Genomic DNA, 19,444 nt, shown 5'->3' with positions numbered 1-19,444 from the left:
GAGGGCTGTGGTGGTCGAAGCTTCATCGACCACCACGACCGCCATGACACAGCCTGAGGCTACGGTGGCACTGGCGCGGCACGAGAATGCTCGGCCGCCACACAGGCACCGCTCTCAGTGTTTCTAGAAGTCGACTGGAGGCTCGGTGGAAACAGCGGGTTCTTCGTCCGGCACGTCCACCCTCTCGCCGATACCGAGCTTCTCCTTTAGTTTCTTCTCGATCTCATTGGCCAGATCGGGATTCTCCTTCAAGTTCGTGCGCACCTTCTCCTTGCCCTGCCCCAACTGGTCACCGTCGTAGGTGTACCAAGCGCCGGACTTGCGGATCACGCCGTTCTCCACCCCAAGGTCGATCAGCGAGCCTTCGCGGCTGATGCCGTGACCGTAGAGAATGTCGAACTCGGCTTGCCTAAACGGCGAGCCGACCTTGTTCTTCACCACCTTGACGCGGGTGCGGTTACCAACGGCTTCGCCGCCGTCCTTCAGAGTCTCGATACGACGGATGTCCAGACGCACCGAAGCGTAGAACTTCAGCGCTCGACCACCAGAGGTGGTCTCAGGCGAGCCAAACATGACACCGACTTTTTCGCGCAGCTGGTTGATGAAGATCGCCGAGGTACCGGTGTTGTTGAGTCCACCGGTAATCTTGCGCAATGCCTGGCTCATGAGGCGTGCTTGCAGACCCACATGGCTGTCACCCATCTCGCCTTCGATTTCGGCACGCGGCACCAAGGCGGCGACAGAGTCAATGACGATCAGTTCCACGGCGGCCGAACGGATCAGCATGTCCGCGATTTCCAGCGCCTGCTCACCGGTGTCGGGCTGGCTGACCAGCAAGTCGTCGGTGTTGACGCCAAGAGCCTTCGCGTAGTCCGGATCAAGTGCGTGCTCTGCGTCGATGATGGCCGCTATGCCGCCCTCCGCCTGCACTGAGGCAATGGCGTGTAGAGCAAGCGAAGTCTTTCCCGATGATTCTGGGCCATAGATCTCAATGACACGGCCGCGAGGCAGCCCGCCAATTCCCAATGCCACATCCAGGGAAATGGAACCAGTGGGGATTGCCTTGATGTCCTGTTTCGGACGCTCCCCTAGTTTCATGACCGAACCTTTCCCAAATTGCTTGTCAATTTGGGCGAGCGCGAGGTCAAGCGCCTTACCTTTATCGGGTGTACCAGCCACTGTTCCCCCTCGGGGTCGAGATTGCTTAGCCATTAGGTCCCTACCGTAGTCGGCGGGTGTGACAGTTTTCCTGCCGAACACCCGAAACAAGTTTCATTCACATAGTGTCGATGTGTGGGTATACGCCATCTGCGAGCACGCCGCACGTCTCACCGCATCAAGCGAGCGGGCACTCGATCGGGGTAAGCCGCGCAGACCGCCATCCAAATCGACTTCACGTCCACGCCTGCCTTCAGAGCCTCATTGACGGTGCGGCCTTCGAGAGCACCGAACGACTGGTCGGCGGCCACACTACTGGCGTAATCGACCCCAAAGGTGTCGTTCATACGGCCCCAAAAGTCACTGATCTTCATGCACGCGTCTCCCCCGCTGCTGGGTTCACTTTTCGCTGTCGCACTCTAGCCTGCGATGGCATTTGGGCTATCACTCGTCACACCGGTTTCGAAAGCAACGGCCGCGTCGACATAAAACGGGACCCGCACTCTGCTGTCACCGTCTAACGAAACGCTACCCCGCTGGTCCGACATGGCTGACTGGACCGGGCCCCAACGTGTCACGTATATGACAAATGGCGCACCATATCTCAACGATGTAGGCTCATCCGTCGCGGCCAGTCACGAGATGGCATGATGCGAAGGTGCCACGAGTCAGTCAGGAACACCTCGATTCGCGCCGCCACCAGATCCTCACCGGCGCGCGAACCTGTTTTGCACGCCACGGCTACGAAGGCGCGACGGTACGGCGGCTCGAAGAGCAGATCGGACTCTCCCGTGGTGCGATCTTCCACCACTTCAAGGACAAGGAAGCACTATTTCTCGCCGTGGCCTCCGAGGACGCCGCGCACATGGTGGCGACAGTGGCCGACCATGGCCTCGTCGGTGTTATGCAAGACCTCATCACCGCGGCCGATTCCCCCGAAACCGCAGGCTGGCTTGGCACCCAACTGGAAGTGGCGCGGAGACTGCGCACCGACCCGGCGTTCGCCACCGCCTGGGGCGAGAGACAAGAGGCCATTGCCGAGGCATCCCGGCAACGATTGCGGCGGCAAAAGGACCTCGGAGTGTTGCGCGACGATGTCCCCATCGAGGTACTCGCCTCGTTCCTACAGCTGGCCTACGACGGCCTAGTCACCCATCTGGCCATGGGGAAACGTGACCGGGATATTCAAGCGATCCTGCGCTTGATCGAAGAAACAATGCGGGCCGGGCCCGAAGGCCCGACCCGCAACAGATTATGCGTACGTTCTAGTAGCGACGGTCTCCACGGCCGCGGGAATCGCGGTCGCCACGGCCACCGCCACGGCGGTCATCACGGTCACGGAAGTCCCGGCGGTCGCCACCACGGAAGTCACGGCCACCGCCACGACGGTCATCGCTGCGGACCTCACGTCGGTCGCCACCACGGAAGTCGCGGTCGCCACGGCCACCGCCACGGCGGTCATCACGGTCGCCGAACTCCCGGCGGTCGCCACCACGGAAGTCACGGCCACCGCCACGACGGTCATTGCGGTCACCCCGGCCGTAACGGCCTCGGCCGCCACCGCCTTGGCCGCCGCCACGACGGTCGTCGTAACGGCCCTTGTTGCGACGCGGACGGTCATCCCGGCGCGGTCGCTCCTTCGGGCCTTCCTTGATCTCGCGCTCGGCTCGCTCCTGGAGGCGCACGGCCTCCTGATGCAGCTCGGCCGCGCGGTCGGTGAGCTTCTGAATGCGGCGCTGCATGCGCTCCACCTCGGACTCAGCCATCTTGGCCTGCCGGGCTGCGGTTTGCGCCTCCAGCTCGGTCAGCGTGCGAGCTGACACCATTGAGGCCAGGTCCTCGTCAAACAACCCATCCACGAAATGACGGGCGGCTTTGACGCCAGCGCGCTCAAACATGCTGAATACCTGGCGGTTCTGGTGTGGCAGCACCAGGGTTGCCACGGTTCCGGACTCGCCCGCGCGGGCGGTACGCCCGGCGCGGTGCAAGTAGTCCTTGTGGTCCTTGGCCGGGTCGGCGTGCAGGACGAAATCAACGCCATCGACGTGGATGCCTCGTGCGGCTACGTCGGTCGCGACCAGGGAGCTGAGTCGGCCCTCCTTGAAGCGCTTGAGAACCTCGGTGCGAGCCTGTTGGGTCATGCCTCCGTGGAGGGCGTCGGCGTCGACTCCCGCGTCACGCAGTTCTTCGCCGATACGGTCGCACGCCATTTGGGTGCGGACGAAGATCATGGATCGTCCCGGACGGGAGGCGATCGCGGCGATCATTTCGCTCTTGGCGTGGGGACGGATCAGGAGCGCGTGGTGGGACATGGTCGAGACGCTGCCGGCCGAAGGGTCGACCGAGTGCTCGACGGGGTCCTTGAGGTACTTCTTGACCAGGACGCCGATTTCCTTCTCCAGGGTGGCGGAGAAGAGCATGCGCTGGCCCTGCGGCAGTAGATCGAAAATTTCTTGGACCTCGGGCAGGAAGCCCATGTCGGCCATTTGGTCGGCCTCGTCGAGGACGGCCACTTCGATCTCGTCGAGGAAGCACTCACCGCGACGGATGAGGTCACGCAGACGCCCAGGAGTGGCGACCAGCATGTCGACGCCACGTCGGAGGGCGTCGATCTGACGGTTGAACGCGGTGCCACCGCACACGACCTTCATGTCCATTCCCACCGCGTCGCCGTAGCGCTGCAGCGAGTCGGCCACCTGCATGGCCAGCTCACGGGTGGGGGTGAGGATCAGGGCGCGCGGGTGCTTGGCACGGGTACGCTTGCCTGAATCGGACAGGCGGGCCAGCGTCGGTAGGCCGAAGGCCAGCGTCTTGCCGGAGCCGGTGCGTCCGCGACCCATCACGTCGATTCCGGCCAGCGCGTCGGGAATCGTGGCGGCTTGGATCGGGAACGGGGTCTCAAGCCCGGCTTCGGCCAGCGCGGCCTGAAGCTTGAGCGGGAGATTGAGATCGGCGAACGAGGGACCGGTTTTGACCGGCGGCTCATCGGCGGGAATGTTTGTGACCACCGGGGTCTTCGCCACGGTCGCCTCGGGCTCGGTGCGAGCCTCGGCTTGCGGCGCCGGGTCCGAAGCGGGCGCGGTGGTGGTTTCGGAATCGACGGCCATTTCGGCTGCCGGGATGTCGGCAATGGTGTCGATGGAGTGGAAAATGGCCTCGTCGCCTGTAATGTCCAGGTTTTCTTGGACAGCAGACATGGACGGGGTATCAGACATGCAAATTACGCCTTCCGCGTGAACATGGATTGCACGCACCGCGGATTTCGACACTCACCATGAACCGACGGTGAGAATGGGCGGAACGCGCCTCGGGACTTTCTTCGTGCGCCTTCGCGCTGTGAAAGTCGGACAAACACCAATGTTAGCTGATGCGTTGCCTCGCCAATGCACCCCTGGGGGCAACTGTGGGTAGTAACACCAATGACGTGGCCATCACGGTCACGGCAAGAGCTCTCGTAGCTGGGGAATCGCGGCGGGTCACGATGCTGCGACGCCGTTGGCGGAACCGACTGTAATTGAGCGGGCGCGGTAGTGCGTACGGTATTGGCCGTTAGAAAATGACTGTGCCGGGCAGGCGTTTTCCGCCCAGCCCGGCAATATCGATGTTGGTGAAAACTTAATTGAGTGTCGGAGGCCTGGGCGATCACTTTTTTGAAGGCTAGGTCGTTATCGACTGTGAAATAACCGAGCTGCTCGTTTATGCTGATCATTTGCGAGTTCACGTCCGCGTTTCCAGTGTAGATTTTTTTCACGCGCGGAATGTGCTCTCTCATTTGCCATAGGTTGGCGATCTTGCACAGGATTCCCAGCCGGTGTCCACGGTGAGCCGGATCGACAATGGTGATCATTTGGAAGGCGAAGTCTGCCGGTTCGACCGGTACCGCAAAGAGAGTGTTGGCCGCAACGGTGTTCGTATCCCGGTGGACCGCTACTGTCTGAACTTGCGCGAATTCCCATTTACGGTAGGACTCTTCAAGCTCTAGAAACCGCGCGACGTCGATGGTCTCGGCTTCAAGATCCACGTCGCCCAACGGTACTTCCAGCAAGATTTTCGACTCCAGATCGCTGATTGAAGGAACCAGTTTTTCAGGTGCCGAGCCAATCCAGCTGACGATGTCGTAGTCGCTCGCGTGTGGGAGTGCCTTGTCGTACAGCTCTTGTTCTTCGGCTCGGCTCAGCGTGTCAACGGCGCATTCACGGGTCACTTCGGTGAGGGCCAGCTTGTAACCCAGCCGCTTGAGAAATTCCGCTGCCGTGCCCGGACGCGGGGCACCGCCGTCGATTTGAGCTTTAGTACTGGTCACCAGCTCGGTCCGTCCCCGGGCAGAGGCGTTTTTTTCCACCAGATCATAGAGGGCGGTGCCAATTCCCTGCCGCCGATAGTCCGGGTGCACCTCGATGCTGAACTCGAAGAAGTGCAGGTTTTCGCGTGTCGGCCACCCAAGCTCAAGCTTGCCGACAAAACGTCCGTCGCTGATGGCCACCCAGATTTCGCCGTCTTCGCCCGGCCAGGGATGACGCCACTTGTTGGTCATGTCTCGCAGCGAGCGAACAGAGATATCAGGGTGATCAAAAGAATGGACAGCCTCGGTGAGCTCGTATAGCTTCGCCACCGCGGCACTGTCGTGGACGTCGATCTTTTTAATTTGCATGATCTCAGTATCTGCCAATGGCCAGGTGCGAGCAAACGATTTTACTCGCACCCGAGACCAATTCACAATGGCATGAGTACCGGGTCGCGGGCACTAATTGACCTTGAGTAGGTATTCATTGACGCATTCGGTAGGGCTGTACCCGAATTGTTGGTTAATGGCGTTCATGTGAACGTTGGCTCGGGCATTTTCGGTGCACATAATGGATACGTGAGGGAATTTCTGACGTAGTTGCCGTACATTGGCGATCTTGACCGCCATGCCGAGCTTATGTCCGCGATGACGCGGCGTCACAATGGTGATTCCTTGGTAGGCGTGGACAGAGGGCTCCGGATAGACCACAAAGACCGTGTTGGCGACCAGTTCCCGGCTCTGCCGGTGCACGGCAATGGTGCGGCAAACGTCGAGCCCATGTTTGGCCATGACCGCTTCGTTGGCACGGCGGCGGTTCGCGTCGACTTTTTCGTCCTCAAGTTCCAGCTCCCCTAGCGGCGTCTGGGTCAGACTCATGCTGTCGAGTTCCGCCAACGGCGCCAGGAACTCCTCAGGGGTCGAGCCAGTCCAAGAGATGAGTTCGTAGTCACCGCTGGCGTTCACAGCACTCAGGTAGAGATCCTCCTCGGTTTGGGGATCCATGCTCTCCACGGACGCCGTCTGGAACATCACCGGCAAAGCGAGGGTGAATCCATGCTTCTCCAAGAAGGCCCGGGCGGCGGGCGAACGCCATGCGCCACCTTCGATCGCCTCGGGTGCCCACAACGTCATCTGAGTACGCCCCTGAGCTCGAACTTTTTCGACCAGCCGCAACAGTAGGCGCGTGCCGTGGCCGCGTCGCCGGAAATCCGGATGGACCAACAGGTCGCAGTTAGCGTGGTGCAGGTTGTCCTCAGTCGTCAATCCAACAGTGGTGGCGGCGATGACCCGCCCGTCCTCAAAAAGCACCTCGACGAGTTCGACCTCGCCTGGGGACGGGTAGAGCACACGGCGGCGTTCAACCTCCCAGTTGGGCTCAACCCGATCGGGCCAGTCGTGGTGGTGGACGGCACGACGCAGATCAATAAAGCCAGCGAGAGTTTCCGCATCAGGTGGGCGCAGTTCAATCACAGTCATTGGCCCAGTCTCATTTGCCCAAGCAGACCTCGCAACCCAATTACGTGGTCACCGCTTCAACACGTACTCATGTGTCTCTTCCACCGGGGTGAAGCCGAGTTGACGATTGATGGCGTTCATGTGTTCATTCGTGTGGGCGTTGTTGGTACCGATGTGACTCACGTGTGGGAAATGCTCCCGCAAATGCCGCGTGTTGGCCAACTTCACCGCCAAGCCAAGGCGATGTCCACGGTGTTGGGGGCCGACAAACGTCATCCCGATGTCAGCACGCCCCGCTGGGGGAGCGTGGACCTCAAAGGTGGTGCTGGCCACGAGTTCACCACTGACTCGGTGGCGGGCCACGCTTTGGCATACGCCGCTACCTTTGGCCCGGCGTATCTCCTCCAAGCGCCGCAGCCGAGGCGCGTCCATGCGGTAGTTCTCCAGGTGAATTTGGCCCAGAGGCATCAGCGAGAGAGCCGTGCTCTCTAGACGGGCAAAGGCCTCAATGAGGTTATCGGGAATGCGGTCTACCCAACTGAGGACCTCATAGTGCTGCGCATACGACATCGCCTCGGTGTATAGCCGCTCCCACGTGGACGCGTCAAGGTAGTCAACGGGAGCGACCTGAGCGTGCATGGTTTCGGACAGCGTGAAGCCGTGCGCGGAGAGGAACGCCCCTCCCCCTTGCGAACGGTACGGCCCGCCCTCGGCCTGAGCTGTCGTCCAGGCGGCGATCTGGGTGCGGCCTTCTACGGCGCACACCTCCAATAGCCGCCGCATGAGGCGTGAGCCATACCCTCGACGCCGGTATTCGGGATGCACCATAATGCCCACGTTGGCATGGTGCTGGTTTTCATGAACCATGAAGTTGGCGACGAAGAAACCAACCATCGTCTCGCCTTCCCAGGCGACTTCGCGAACCTGCTTTAGATCCGGATTCACCGTCGTCAGTGAAGCGCGCAGGCTCTCCCAGTTGGGAGAAAACGCCTCTGGCTGGTCGCATCGACGGATGATCTTTCGTAGCGCGATGAAGTTGTCCAGCGCTGATGCATCGGAAACGTTGAGAGGGGTTATCTGCATACCGGTGAGTCTAGATAGCGCACACTCCGATGCACAACCCGATTCTCATAGCGACGCATGCCATCGAACCCACAGTGCGCCACGACCCATCTGGCGATCACGGTCGCACTGGCCGCGGGAACCTAGGCAGCCTAGCTGCGCCGCAGGTAATGGTCAGCGGTTGACCAGGTGGAAAAACCAAAATGTTCGTTGATCGCATTCATGCCAGCGTTCTCATCGGCCGTGCCCGTCTCGATCAGTTCGATGCGCGGATAGGTCTTTCGCAGCAGCTGTAGGTTGGCCAATTTGAGGAGCATCCCCAGGCCTCGGCCCCGATGTTCGGCTTCAACGAGCGTGATGCCTTGAAATGCGTGGATGGCAGGTTCGGGAAAGACCTGAAATAGCGAATGGCCAACATACAAGCCGGAGGTCTGATGACGGGCCACGGTGTGGACGATGTCGATGCCAGCTCTGGCACGCTGACGTTGACGTTGGATGCTGCGTTCAACGTCAAACCGCTCTGGTTCGACATGCATGTCTCCAGTGGGAACCTCGGTCAACAGCATGCGGTCTAGCCGCAGCAGTGGTTCCATGTGTTCGCGCGGTATCGCACCGGTCCACGACAGCAGCTCATAACCGTGGGCTTTCGCGCGATACCGGTGAAGTAGGTCTTCGACGCGCTGTGCGTCCATATGAGAGACGCTGGCATACCGGTGTCCCTCTCGCAACGAGTGGGTGAACCCGGCGTTGGTCAGCATATGAATCGCCGCTTGGTTCGCCTCGGAGAATCGGCAGTCCTTGGCGCTGTTGATCACTGTCGCCATTTCGGTGCGCCGATGTTCATCAGCCAATTCCAAAGCCCGGGTAAGAAGCGCACTCCCTATCCGATGTCGGCGGTGATCGGGATGAACCACCACATCGAAAAACGCCAGGTGCATGTTATCGACCATTGGTCTGGCGAAAGTCAGACAGCCGACAATCCGCTCATCTGCCCACACCGCTTCGCGATCCACCGCCGTTCCGGGGCGGGGCCTTTCGAAACGGCTCCGCCACACCCGATCGGGAAGAGAGGGAATGCCAGCTTGATCAACATCGTGAGATACCCGCAGCAAGTCAAGCAGCTGGTCGACCTGGGAGCCATCGGTCGTGTCTACAGGCTGTAGTTTCATGGCCTAAGAGCTCCTATCAGGTTTGTTTCCATGGCGAGGATGGTGTGCTGGCAGTGACTGGCCAGCACCGACAACATAACTAGGCACCGCAACAATCACAGTAGGAAGAGAAATCTGTGGGAGCTCTTAGGCGCGCTTGAGATATTCCTCCGAGTAATACCGCGTGGCGAAACCCAACTTCTTGTTGATGGCGTTCATACCCGCGTTCACATCGGCGGTATCGGTTTCAATCAGCCTTACTCGCGGATAGTGCTCACGCAAGAGCCGCAGATTCGCAAGTTTCAGCCACATACCAAGCCCTTTGCCCCGGTGTTCCGGGTCTATGAGCGTGATGCCCTGCGCCGCGTGCTCCGCTGGCGCGGCATAGACAAGCAACACCGTGTAGCCGACATACAAACCAGAATCAGGGTCGCGAACCACGGTCTGCACCACATCGGTGCCCGCCTCGGTCCGTAGGCGTTGACGTTCAATCGAGCGTTCCACGCCAAAGGTCTCAGCCTGAAGATCCAAATCTCCGGTAGGGATCTCAGTCAAAATCATGTGTTCCAGGCGCAGCAGCGGCTCCATGTGTTCTCTGGGCACCTGGCCAGTCCACTGCAGCAGTTCGTAACCCTCCGCCTTGGCCCGAGCCCGCTCGTAATAGGCCCGTTCGGCCTCATCATCAATATTGTCGACATCGGCGTAGTGGTACCCCTCCAATTGGGACTGGGTGAATCCGCGGCTTTCCAACAGTCGACGCTCCGCTGCGGCATCCTCATCGCAGCCGACCAAATAGTCAACCGCGGCAATGATTTCTGAGCGCGAGTGGGCCTGAGCCAAGTTCAGAGCGCGATCCAACAAGATCGTGTCCAAGCCCTGTCCTCGATGGGACGGGTGCACCAGGACATCGACGGTGGCCAGATTCTCGTTATCGGACAGAAAACGGACCAACTTGAAGGCACCAATAATGCGCGAGCCGTCACGGATCACCTCAATATCAGAGGCACGCCCCGGATTGCCCTCGACAATGATCGCCCTGCGGATGTGATCGGGAAGCGAAGGGATTCCAGGCAAATCATGGGCGTGACATTCACCGTAGAGCCCGATAAGGTCATCGACTGCGCTCGCGTCCTTCACATCAAAAGGCACCGGAGCGGAAACTGAGAAATCCATGTGCGACAGTCTCGCTGACCGCGCCTGCACCGGCAAGCGCTTTTCCCACACCGGCACCACACGTGGGCTTCCACCGGCTGCCATGCCCTGCGGTCTCGAAATGACCCCGCAGCGACTAGGAGAACTGCGTCCGGTACAGCTCCGCGTACAGTCCCTGGCGTTCCAGCAGTTCAGCATGGGTTCCGACCTGCACAACGCGTCCCTGGGCCAACACCACGATCTTGTCAGCGCGCCGCACCGTCGACAGCCGGTGCGCGATGACCAATGAGGTTCGGTCCGCCAGCGCTGTGTCCAGTGCCTCTTGCACCGCCGCTTCCGACTCAGAGTCAAGGTGTGCCGTGGCTTCGTCCAGAATCACAATGGATGGGGCCTTGAGGAGGACCCTGGCGATGGCTAGTCGCTGCTTTTCTCCTCCGGAGAAGCGGTAGCCACGTTCACCGACCACGGTGTCGAGTCCCTCTGGCAAGGATCGAATCACGGGCCCGATATGGGCTTGGTCGAGCGCGTTCCACAGTTCGGCGTCGTGCGCGTCGGGTTTTCCGTAGGTGAGGTTGGCGCGAATCGTGTCGTGGAAGAGGTGTGCGTCTTGGGTGACCATGCCGATCGCCGCGTGCAAAGAGGATTGGGTGAGGTCACGAACGTCATGGCCGCCGACGCGAATGACCCCGCCGGTGACGTCGTAGAGGCGCGGCACGAGGGTGGCCGTCGTGGTCTTGCCAGCCCCAGAGGGACCTACCAAGGCGACGAGTTCACCCTCGCCAACAGTGAAGTTAATGTCGTGCAATACCGGTGTGGATCCATTGCCATTGTCGGGCCGAGCGAGGTCCTCAAGGCTGGCTAGGGAGACTTCTTCAGCGGAGGGGTACGTGAAGTTGACGTGGTCGAACTCGATGGCCGATGAGCCCGGGGGCAGTTGCCGAGCTTCGTCTTTGTCCTGGATGAGCGGTTTGAGGTCAAGCACCTCGAATACACGTTGGAAGCTGACCAGGGCGCTCATGACGTCGATGCGGACGTTGGACAGTGCGGTCAGCGGCCCGTATAGGCGAGTGAGAAGCAACGCGAGGGTGACGACGGTTCCGGCGGTGAGTTGGTCGGCGAAGACTAGTGAACCGCCCAGGCCGTAGGCGAGTGCTTGGGCCAGGCCAGCCACGAGGGTGAGGGCGACAATGAAAGTACGGGCGTACATGGCGGTGGTGACGCCAATGGCGCGAACCCGGTCTGCTCGTTGACCGAACTCGTCGAGTTCATGGTCGGGTCGGCCGAAAAGTTTGACCAGCATCGCGCCGGAGACGTTGAAACGTTCGGTCATCTGGGAGTTCATGCTCGCGTCAAGGTCGAAACTCTCCTTAGTCAAGGTCGCGAGCTTTCGACCAACATAGCGGGCGGGGATGATGAAGATGGGCACCAAAATCAACGACAACAGTGTGATCACCCAGGATTGGAAGACCATGACGATCAGGGTGAGCAGTACCGCGATGGCGTTGGAGACCAGGCCGGACAAGGTCGTGGTGAATGCCCGCTGCGCGCCCATGACATCGTTGTTGAGTCGGGAGACGAGGGCCCCTGTTTGGGTGCGAGTGAAGAACGCCAGCGGCATCGACTGCACGTGCGCGAAGACTTGGCGGCGCATGTCGTAGATCATGCCTTCGCCGATGCGGGCCGAGTACCAGCGTTGGATGAGTTGCAAGATCGCTTCGATCACAGCGAGGGCGGCGATGATGGAGGCGATGACGACCACAGCATTCTGGGTGCCGCTGGCGGTGGTGATTTCGTCGACGACCATCCCCGCCATCACCGGGGTGGCCACGGAGATCGCCGAGGAACCGACCACTGCGGCCAAGAACAACGCGATTTGTCGGCGGTAGCCGGTTGCGAAGTTCAAGATGCGGCGGGGCACTCCCTTGGACAGTTTGGTGCCCTTGACGCTGTCCTCCTGGCGCATCGACCGCATCGCTTGGCGTCCGGCGCTTCCCATCGATGTCACGAATACTCCTTATAGGGCAAAAATGCCGCATGGCTGTGCACGGCGCGAGCGGGTGCGTGACTTCGCATCTGGAGGGGAGAGGAAGACGGAGACACGCGGGTTGAGAATGGGGGAACAGACCCACTCATGGTAGTCACGTCCACCGACGCCATTGGATGACAGGCGATGGTCAGGCCCGATTGGCTAGTTGGTGTCCCCGAATAGTTCCCGCAGGATGCGAGTCTGGGCCTCGTCTTCTTGGTCTTCGACGAAGGTGTGGGCATTACCTCGTAGCAACGACTTCACCTCGATGCCGGTGCCCAGGTAAGTCTGGCGGCTGCGAGCCCATCGGGCTGCCACTCCGAGGCGGCCATCACGTGAGGGTTCGAGCACATTGACCAGGCCCCAGGCGTGTGCCGCGTAGGCGTCGAAACGGTGCCGACCCGGTTGGGTGATTTCCATGACCCGGCCTTGACCGACTAGTTCGACCAGGCGCGATAGGCCGGGCAACCATGGCTGTCCCACCAAGGTTTCGTCGCCGGCTGTGAATGTCGTTTCCGGGTCAGCGACCCGCAGGTCGCATTCGAGCGCGAGGTTGAACCCCACTCCCTCGACCCGTCCGTGCAAGAGCGCGATACTGAGCAGGTCTGGTCTGCGCAGCCAGGAGGTGGCGCTACGCCAGATCGACACTAGGTCCGCCGCAGTGACGGCATCGGGGTCGAAGCCGCTACAGAAGTCGTCATCGCGCCCGCTGATAGTCACCGACCGGATGTTCCCGGTGAGGTTGCGCCCCACATTGCGCAGCAGCCGGAGGGCATCGGTTGTCACATGTGTGCCGCCTTTGGATGGCCGCAACCAAATGTGCGCGGTCGATTCGGTGGTTTCCACGTGTACTGAGTCGGTCACGCAACAAAGGTATCTCTCGGCGCCGCATCCGCAAACGAGTCTTCGATCTCTGCACCGCGCGATGTCATGGGCCAATGAACGCTCCAGCGGAGGCGAACCTTATGCGGTCGGCGTCCTGAGGGCATTCCCGCAGGGGCTCCTGGTGAGTCGATTCTCCTTGGAGTGCCAGAGAAACGCTCAAGTGCCGCATGCTTGATGGAGCGTGTGGCGAATGAGCCCCTGCGGGTTAGCTTAGGGTTCGCTTGGCGGCTGGTGGGGTTGCCTGCGAACCCGGTTGGTGATATTCGGTCCCGCGAGACCAAAGATGCTGTGGTCAGCGCCTACGTGGTCCCCCGCGAGACCTCATTTCGACTCCTGCCTCGCGCAGGAGCCGGTGGACGAATCCGTATGACCGGCCAATGGTGTTGGCTATCTGTCGTACGCTTCGTCCGTCCAGGTAGTCAGCGACAACCTGGTCCGTTAGTTCTTTTCTTTGTTGTCCGATTACTTGTCGGCCCCGATAGGAGCCTGAGGTATCGGTGGGGCTCATGGAACCTTCCCTGAATGTGGGGGATTACCGACTGTCTGGTGAAGTTTGCCGGATTATCAGCACTCAGAGCCCCTAAGTGTCGTATACCCGATAGTTGCCCGTCTCACCTTTACTAATTCGGCACCCCTACAGGTTGCTGTGGCCCCACCATTGTTCGGTCGCAACGGTCTGACCCAAACGAAGATTTAGGCCAGCTCGACAAGTTCCAACAGATCATCGGACCACAGGTCCTCATCACCATCGGGAAGCAAAATCGCCCGTTCGGGCCGCAAGGCATTGACAGCCCCCGGGTCGTGCGATACCAGAATAATCGCCCCGGGAAAGGCGTCAATGGCGTCCAGCACCTGTTGGCGGGAGGCCGGGTCAAGGTTGTTTGTCGGCTCGTCGAGCAACAACACATTCGCCCCCGAGGACACGAGCGTCGCCAAGGCCAGGCGGGTCTTTTCTCCCCCAGAGAGCACTTTAGTCGGTTTGTAGACGTCCTCCCCGGGAAACAGGAACGCGCCAAGAATTTTGCGAAGCTCCGTATCGGGCAAGTCACTCCCGGCCTGGCTGGAGGCCGATCGCATCTGTTCGAGGACCGTGGCCTCTTGGTCAAGCGTCTCGTGTTCCTGGGCGAAATAGCCGATACGCAGTCCATGCCCGGCAACGACCTTGCCGGTGTCGGGTTTCAACTCCCCCGCCAACATGCGCAACAACGTGGTCTTCCCAGCACCATTGAGGCCGATGATGACGACCCGGCTGCCACGATCGATCGCGACATCGACACCGGTAAAAATTTCCAGCGATCCGTAACTTTTGGAAAGACCCTCCGCGGTAAGCGGGGTCTTTCCACACGGGGCAGGCTGCGGAAGGCGAACCTTGGCCACTTTTTCGGCTGACCCGACTTCTTCCAAATTATTGAGCATCGACTCCGCCCGACGAAGCATCTGCTGCGCCGCGACAGCTTTGGTCGCCTTGGCGCGCATCTTCTCGCCTTGAGCCGACAGAGCCGCGGCCTTCTTCTCAACATTGGCACGTTCGCGGCGGCGGCGGTGTTCGTCTTCGGCACGCTGTTTGAGGTAAGCAGACCAGCCCAATGAGTATTGGTCGATGGTGGAACGCTGCGGGTCGAGATACCAAACCTTGTTGACCACCTCGTCGAGTAGATCTACATCGTGTGTGATGAGGATCAGGCCACCACGGTGGCTGGCGAGAAACCCCCGCAACCAGGCGATGGAGTCAGCGTCAAGGTGGTTGGTGGGTTCATCGAGGAGCAGAATCCCCTCACCGGTGTCAGCGAAGAGAATCCGGGCCAGTTCGACCCGGCGCCGCTGCCCTCCGGATAGCGTGCTCAACGGCTGGGCGAGAATGCGGTCCTCTAGCCCCAGGTTGGCGCAGATACGGGCGGACTCGGATTCCGCCGCGTATCCCCCACGGGCCGAGAACTGCTCTTCAAGGCGCGAGTACTTTCGCACGAGTTTGTCACGCTCATCATCGTCGGCCACTTCGGCGAGTTCGGCTTCGGTCTTTTGCATGCTAGAAAGCAGTTCATCCAGGCCACGCGCCGAAAGCACTCGATTGGAGGCCGTCTGAGACAGATCACCGGTACGCGGGTCTTGTGGAAGGTATCCAAAGTCTCCCCGACGTTCGATCTTCCCCGCGTAGGGCTCACTGATTCCGGCCATGGCACTCATGGTGGTGGTTTTTCCAGCGCCGTTGCGACCAACGAGACCGATTTTGTCACCACGTTGCACCCGCAGCACGTCGATGTCGGACAGCAGGATTCGCGCGCCGGCTCTCAATTCCAGGCCGGTGACGGTGATCATGGTGAAGGTCTCCTTGTTTCACGTTGTACGACTGGGGCACTTCGCCGCAATGGGCCACCGGATTGGTCATCCATGCGAAGTTGAGGTGCGGCTAGGTCGTTTGCCGTCTCACGATCGTCGCAGATGCCCGTGATGGACACGAGCCCGATCGCGGCGAGCGGATATCCACTCCATGGTCCCGCAACGGGGATCGGCGCTGTTCGCGCCACCGGGGAATGTGGCTAGGGCGCCCCGCCAGTCGGCCGCTGAGCGGGTCAGACTCGTTTAGGTGACCGAGGCACTCGTTCCAGTTTAGGACCCATTCGCCCGAATCGCACGTGCAATTACCTGCGCCACAGTTGCAACGGTGTGTAGTGCACCCGGTGACGCCGCGCAGCCGGTGCTCCTCCTTTCGGATGAGCCAGCGCGATACAGCACGCCGCATTCTCCGTCTCAGGTACAACACTGCGCGTTGTATGCCCAGCTCATAGGCTGTTTGTCCAATTCGGTGCCTGTACGGTAACAGCGTTATGTTGATGAAACCGAAATCCTCCCGATCCCGAACTCCCGGCGCTCTCCCCGGAGCCGACCCGGTTGGCGGAGCTAGCGGGGCACTGGTCAGCCTTCAGCGCCGACTCTCCGAGGTTCGTCACCTGCTGTCGCAGTGGCGTCCTTCGGCGGCTGGTTTGGCCGCCACCGTCGCCGGTGGTGCCACGTTCGCGATCGTTCTGTCCAGTTCCGTCTTCGCACCCTCTGAAACCGACTTGGAGCCGGTTTCGCTGACCGATAACGTTGTCAGCGCCGTCCAAACGTCGAACCAGCTCGATGAGATGATGTTGGGAATCCAAGCTCAGAAGGCCGCCGACGGCCTACTCGAGCGCACTTCTGCCTTGGAAGCGGCCCAAGTAGCCGCTGACGAAGCGGCCGCAGAGAAGGCCGCCGAGAAAAAGCGCAAGGCTGAAGAGGCTGAGAAGAAGGCCGCCGAAGAAGCCGAAAAGAAGAAGGCCGAGGAGGCCGCGCGCGCTTGGGTCGCTCCGTCGAACGCCCGCATCACCTCGAATTATGGCCAGCGCTGGGGCCGTATGCACAACGGCGTCGACTTCGGCAATGCTCAGGGCAGTTCGATCTATGCCGCTGCTGCTGGCGAGGTCACCTTCGCCGATTGGAACGGCGGGTTTGGGCAACTTGTCATTATTCGTCACTCCAATGGCACCGAAACCTACTATGCGCACGCCTCGCAAATCCTGGTCAGCCCCGGCCAGTCGGTCAAGCCCGGAGACGAAATCATGCTGGCGGGCAGCACCGGCAACTCCACCGGCCCGCACCTGCACTTTGAAGTGCACGTCAATGGCAGCCCAACCGAGCCGCTGCAATTCCTTCGCAGCCAAGGCGTTGACATCTAGACCTTCCCGAAGTCGCGTAGGTAGCTGGTTCCTCATGCTTCCGACGGCTCCACCTCGCGGTGGGACTACCTAGGCGACCACGTTGGGCCCCACACCTTAGGTGTGGGGCCCAACGTTTTTGGAACCTGGGAGCGGCGCCGCCGGGTGCTGTCTCCTGTTGGAGCCGGGCCTTTGCCAGACAACCGCCGTTATCGGAGGCCGGGGCAACTCAGGTGAGTCTGACTGAGGGTGGGTTTGGGCGTCTCCGTTGAGTTGGTCGCAGATTCGTCCAGGGTTGTCGAATCGGGATGCGCCGTGGTCGTAGTTGACGTCGCCATCGATTGTGTAATTGTGGGCGGCTCATTGACCGGGTGCTGTCGAGCCGGTGGGGTCTCAGGCGGCTCGACCCAGTGGCGTCGGAACCGACCCGGCATCGATCTCGTTGAGGATGCCGGTGGCAGCGCCAAGCGCCGCGACTTCGCGATCAAGTGATGTGACCACCACCGAGACCCCGGTGGCGTCCAGTGCTCGCGCCCTCTGTTGGAGGGCTTTTTCGGCAGTGGGGAGAATCCACGGAGCCAACGGCACATAGTGTCCGCCGAGAATGACCACTTCGGGGTTGAGGAAGTCGCAGGCGGCGGCCAATGCCTCGCCCAGGCTGGAACCGATGGCGGAGAGCTTGTGCACTGTCTCCTGGTCGCCTTGAGTAGCCCGAGTGAGGACTTCTTCGAGATCGGCTTCCACTTCGGCCACCGAGGAAGGGTTCGTTCCGGTGAGGGATTGCAGGATCGACTTAATCGAGGCGACGTCCCCGACTTGGCGGGCCTCACCTTCGTAGGTGACTGGGACGTGGCAGATCTCCCCGGCGTATCCGTCGGCTCCTCGATGCAGATAGTTCCCGATAATGAGACCGGCTCCCAGGTCATATTCGCCGGTGAGGTACATCAGGTTTGCGGTTCCAGCGTGGGAGCCGAAGCGATGTTCGGCCAGCGCGCCGAGGTTGGCGTCGTTGTCAACTCCAATCGGGTACGGGGGGTAGCCGAGGACCTCTCGGAGGGCGGCGGCAATGTCGACGCCTTTCCATCCGAGGTTGCGGACATGGCGAACTCGTCCTTCTGCGTCGACGAGGCCGGGCACGGCAACCTTGAGTGCCAGGACTTCGCGACCCTCTACGTCCATCGTGGCCATGGCGCGTTGCGTCAACGCGGCGATGGCGGCGATGGAGCGGTTGGGGTCGACATCGAAGCCGGTGTAGGAACGTCGCCAGGACAATAGCCGGTTGCCGTCCAAATCGACGGCTACCAACGCGATGTAGTCGACGTTGACCTCTATGCCGATGGCTGCGTAGTAGCTGGTGTCAACGGTGAGTAGGACAGCAGGACGGCCAACGTTGCCAAAAGCCGAGCCTGATTCTCGCAACAGTCGCCTCTCGATGAGCTCTGTGACCAAGCTGGACACAGTGGCTTTGTTGAGGCCGGTAACTGATGCCAAATCGGCACGAGAAGAGGGGCCTCTGAGGCGCACATTGCGCATGATCAGGCCAAGGTTGCTGGCCCGAACATCGTGAAAATTGGCACGTCTCGCCGAGACTCTCATTGATGTGGTGGACACGGGGGGACTCCTTCACAAAGCCCTGCTTAACCTTGGAGCGGGCGCTAGGTTAAGCGGGTCAGCTATTAATTTTTCTTGGGCTAGTAATAGCTATATCCTTTGCGAGCGTGTCGTGGCACACACCGCGAGTCATTGTTTCCGGATTGTAATCCGGGCAACAATCCCAAATTCCGGCAATTGGCAATTACCCCAAATGTCAGACTTCTCTTTTTTGTAAGGTTGGCGAGTCGGGTATGAGGTTCGGCCCATTTTCGATGTGACCGATTCGCCACGTTCGCTGTCAAATGCGAAATGGGTTAGCGCTTTCCCCGCTAAATCCGTGGTGTCCGCGTTTATGTCGTGGGGGTAGCAGGTTGACCGATGGGCTGCCGATGCTATTAAGTTGCGGCGAGATGCCAACCGAGATCGCGGTTGCGAGGTAGCCTGGTCCGGTACCGCATATGCGAGGAGAGGTGACGGTATGTCGACGATCAAGTCAACTCTTTCAGATGAGAATCGAGATGTGGCGGGGGAAGCGCTGCAAGGGGCGTTGGTAGACCTCCTTGACCTGTCTCTCTTGGGAAAACAGGCCCATTGGAACGTCTATGGGCGCAATTTCCGTTCGCTTCACCTTCAGCTGGATGAGATTGTCGTCGCCGCCCGAAACTCCGCCGATACTGTGGCCGAACGCGCCATTGCGATCGGGACGTCGGCGGACGGGCGCGCCCAGACGATCGCGGACACAACTGGGCTTCCGAAGTTCGTGGAAGGCCCTGTGGCCGACAGCGAGGTGGTCTCCATCTTCATTGAGGCCTACACCCGTATTGTGACGCGGATGCGCGAGCGCATAGACACGACCGAGTCCGCTGACCCGGTGACGCAGGACATCCTGATCGCCATCACGCAAGAACTCGAGAAACAATCGTGGATGTTTCAGGCCGAACTGGCCTGAAACTAGAGGCTCTGGCAGGCCGAACTGGCCTGAAACTAAGGGCTCAGGCAGGCC

General features: G+C 60.6%; 15 protein-coding genes and 1 pseudogene. 3 read left to right on the top strand and 13 right to left on the bottom strand.

The genetic code is table 11. The features are described 5' to 3' along the window. Positions 1 to 123: 123 nt before the first annotated feature. Together recA and JQS30_RS06775 are read right to left on the bottom strand one after the other, a co-directional pair. Positions 124 to 1,179, bottom strand: coding sequence for a recombinase RecA (gene recA / locus JQS30_RS06780; protein ID WP_246498093.1), 1,056 nt, complete (start codon positions 1,177 to 1,179; stop codon positions 124 to 126). A 149-nt stretch (positions 1,180 to 1,328) separates the two neighbouring features. Then, positions 1,329 to 1,532, bottom strand: a complete 204-nt coding sequence (locus JQS30_RS06775) for a DUF3046 domain-containing protein (RefSeq protein ID WP_213172606.1) — start codon at positions 1,530 to 1,532, stop codon at positions 1,329 to 1,331. Positions 1,533 to 1,816: 284 nt separating this feature from the next. Here JQS30_RS06775 and JQS30_RS17670 point away from each other — a divergent pair. Further along, a pseudogene (locus tag JQS30_RS17670) lies at positions 1,817 to 2,380 on the top strand (TetR/AcrR family transcriptional regulator); the annotation flags it as partial. A 43-nt stretch (positions 2,381 to 2,423) separates the two neighbouring features. Here the strand turns inward: JQS30_RS17670 and JQS30_RS06765 are convergent. The 10 genes from JQS30_RS06765 to JQS30_RS06720 form a co-directional block, all read right to left on the bottom strand. After that, positions 2,424 to 4,373 (bottom strand): DEAD/DEAH box helicase, encoded by a 1,950-nt coding sequence (locus JQS30_RS06765; RefSeq protein ID WP_246498092.1) that lies wholly within the window; start codon positions 4,371 to 4,373, stop codon positions 2,424 to 2,426. A gap of 5 nt (positions 4,374 to 4,378) precedes the next feature. Continuing rightward, a complete protein-coding gene (locus JQS30_RS06760; RefSeq protein ID WP_213172605.1) occupies positions 4,379 to 5,809 on the bottom strand; it encodes a GNAT family N-acetyltransferase in 1,431 nt (476 codons plus the stop codon). 93 nt (positions 5,810 to 5,902) lie between these two features. Further along, positions 5,903 to 6,919, bottom strand: coding sequence for a GNAT family N-acetyltransferase (locus JQS30_RS06755; RefSeq protein ID WP_213172604.1), 1,017 nt, complete (start codon positions 6,917 to 6,919; stop codon positions 5,903 to 5,905). A 48-nt stretch (positions 6,920 to 6,967) separates the two neighbouring features. Beyond that, positions 6,968 to 7,981, bottom strand: coding sequence for a GNAT family N-acetyltransferase (locus JQS30_RS06750; RefSeq protein ID WP_213172603.1), 1,014 nt, complete (start codon positions 7,979 to 7,981; stop codon positions 6,968 to 6,970). 131 nt (positions 7,982 to 8,112) lie between these two features. Beyond that, a complete protein-coding gene (locus tag JQS30_RS06745; protein ID WP_213172602.1) occupies positions 8,113 to 9,129 on the bottom strand; it encodes a GNAT family N-acetyltransferase in 1,017 nt (338 codons plus the stop codon). A gap of 126 nt (positions 9,130 to 9,255) precedes the next feature. After that, on the bottom strand, positions 9,256 to 10,281 hold the full coding sequence (locus JQS30_RS06740) for a GNAT family N-acetyltransferase (protein ID WP_213172601.1): 1,026 nt from the start codon (positions 10,279 to 10,281) through the stop codon (positions 9,256 to 9,258). Positions 10,282 to 10,396: 115 nt separating this feature from the next. Then, positions 10,397 to 12,256, bottom strand: coding sequence for an ABC transporter ATP-binding protein (locus JQS30_RS06735; protein WP_213172991.1), 1,860 nt, complete (start codon positions 12,254 to 12,256; stop codon positions 10,397 to 10,399). A gap of 192 nt (positions 12,257 to 12,448) precedes the next feature. Continuing rightward, positions 12,449 to 13,150: an enoyl-CoA hydratase/isomerase family protein gene (locus JQS30_RS06730; RefSeq protein ID WP_213172600.1), complete on the bottom strand. Its 702-nt coding sequence runs from the start codon at positions 13,148 to 13,150 to the stop codon at positions 12,449 to 12,451. Positions 13,151 to 13,463: 313 nt separating this feature from the next. Continuing rightward, positions 13,464 to 13,679, bottom strand: a complete 216-nt coding sequence (locus JQS30_RS06725; RefSeq protein ID WP_213172599.1) for a helix-turn-helix domain-containing protein — start codon at positions 13,677 to 13,679, stop codon at positions 13,464 to 13,466. A 185-nt stretch (positions 13,680 to 13,864) separates the two neighbouring features. Further along, positions 13,865 to 15,487, bottom strand: a complete 1,623-nt coding sequence (locus JQS30_RS06720) for an ABC-F family ATP-binding cassette domain-containing protein (RefSeq protein ID WP_213172598.1) — start codon at positions 15,485 to 15,487, stop codon at positions 13,865 to 13,867. 515 nt (positions 15,488 to 16,002) lie between these two features. On the opposite strand from JQS30_RS06720, the gene JQS30_RS06715 reads away from it, so the two are divergent. Next, complete coding sequence (locus tag JQS30_RS06715; protein ID WP_213172597.1) at positions 16,003 to 16,869, top strand: M23 family metallopeptidase; 867 nt, start codon at positions 16,003 to 16,005, stop codon at positions 16,867 to 16,869. A gap of 372 nt (positions 16,870 to 17,241) precedes the next feature. On the opposite strand, the gene JQS30_RS06710 is transcribed toward JQS30_RS06715, so the two are convergent. Next, positions 17,242 to 18,459 carry an ROK family transcriptional regulator gene (locus tag JQS30_RS06710; RefSeq protein WP_213172596.1) on the bottom strand — a complete coding sequence of 406 codons (1,218 nt, stop codon included), beginning with the start codon at positions 18,457 to 18,459 and terminating at the stop codon, positions 17,242 to 17,244. Between the two features lie 460 nt (positions 18,460 to 18,919). Here JQS30_RS06710 and JQS30_RS06705 point away from each other — a divergent pair, with 460 nt between their 5' ends. After that, the gene (locus JQS30_RS06705; RefSeq protein ID WP_213172595.1) at positions 18,920 to 19,390 is read left to right on the top strand and encodes a Dps family protein; all 471 of its coding nucleotides are present in this window, start codon (positions 18,920 to 18,922) and stop codon (positions 19,388 to 19,390) included. The last annotated feature ends 54 nt before the right edge of the window (positions 19,391 to 19,444 follow it).

The organism is Natronoglycomyces albus, from assembly GCF_016925535.1.
Lineage (GTDB): Bacteria > Actinomycetota > Actinomycetes > Mycobacteriales > Micromonosporaceae > Natronoglycomyces > Natronoglycomyces albus.
This window is presented reverse-complemented; position numbering and strand designations above follow the sequence as displayed.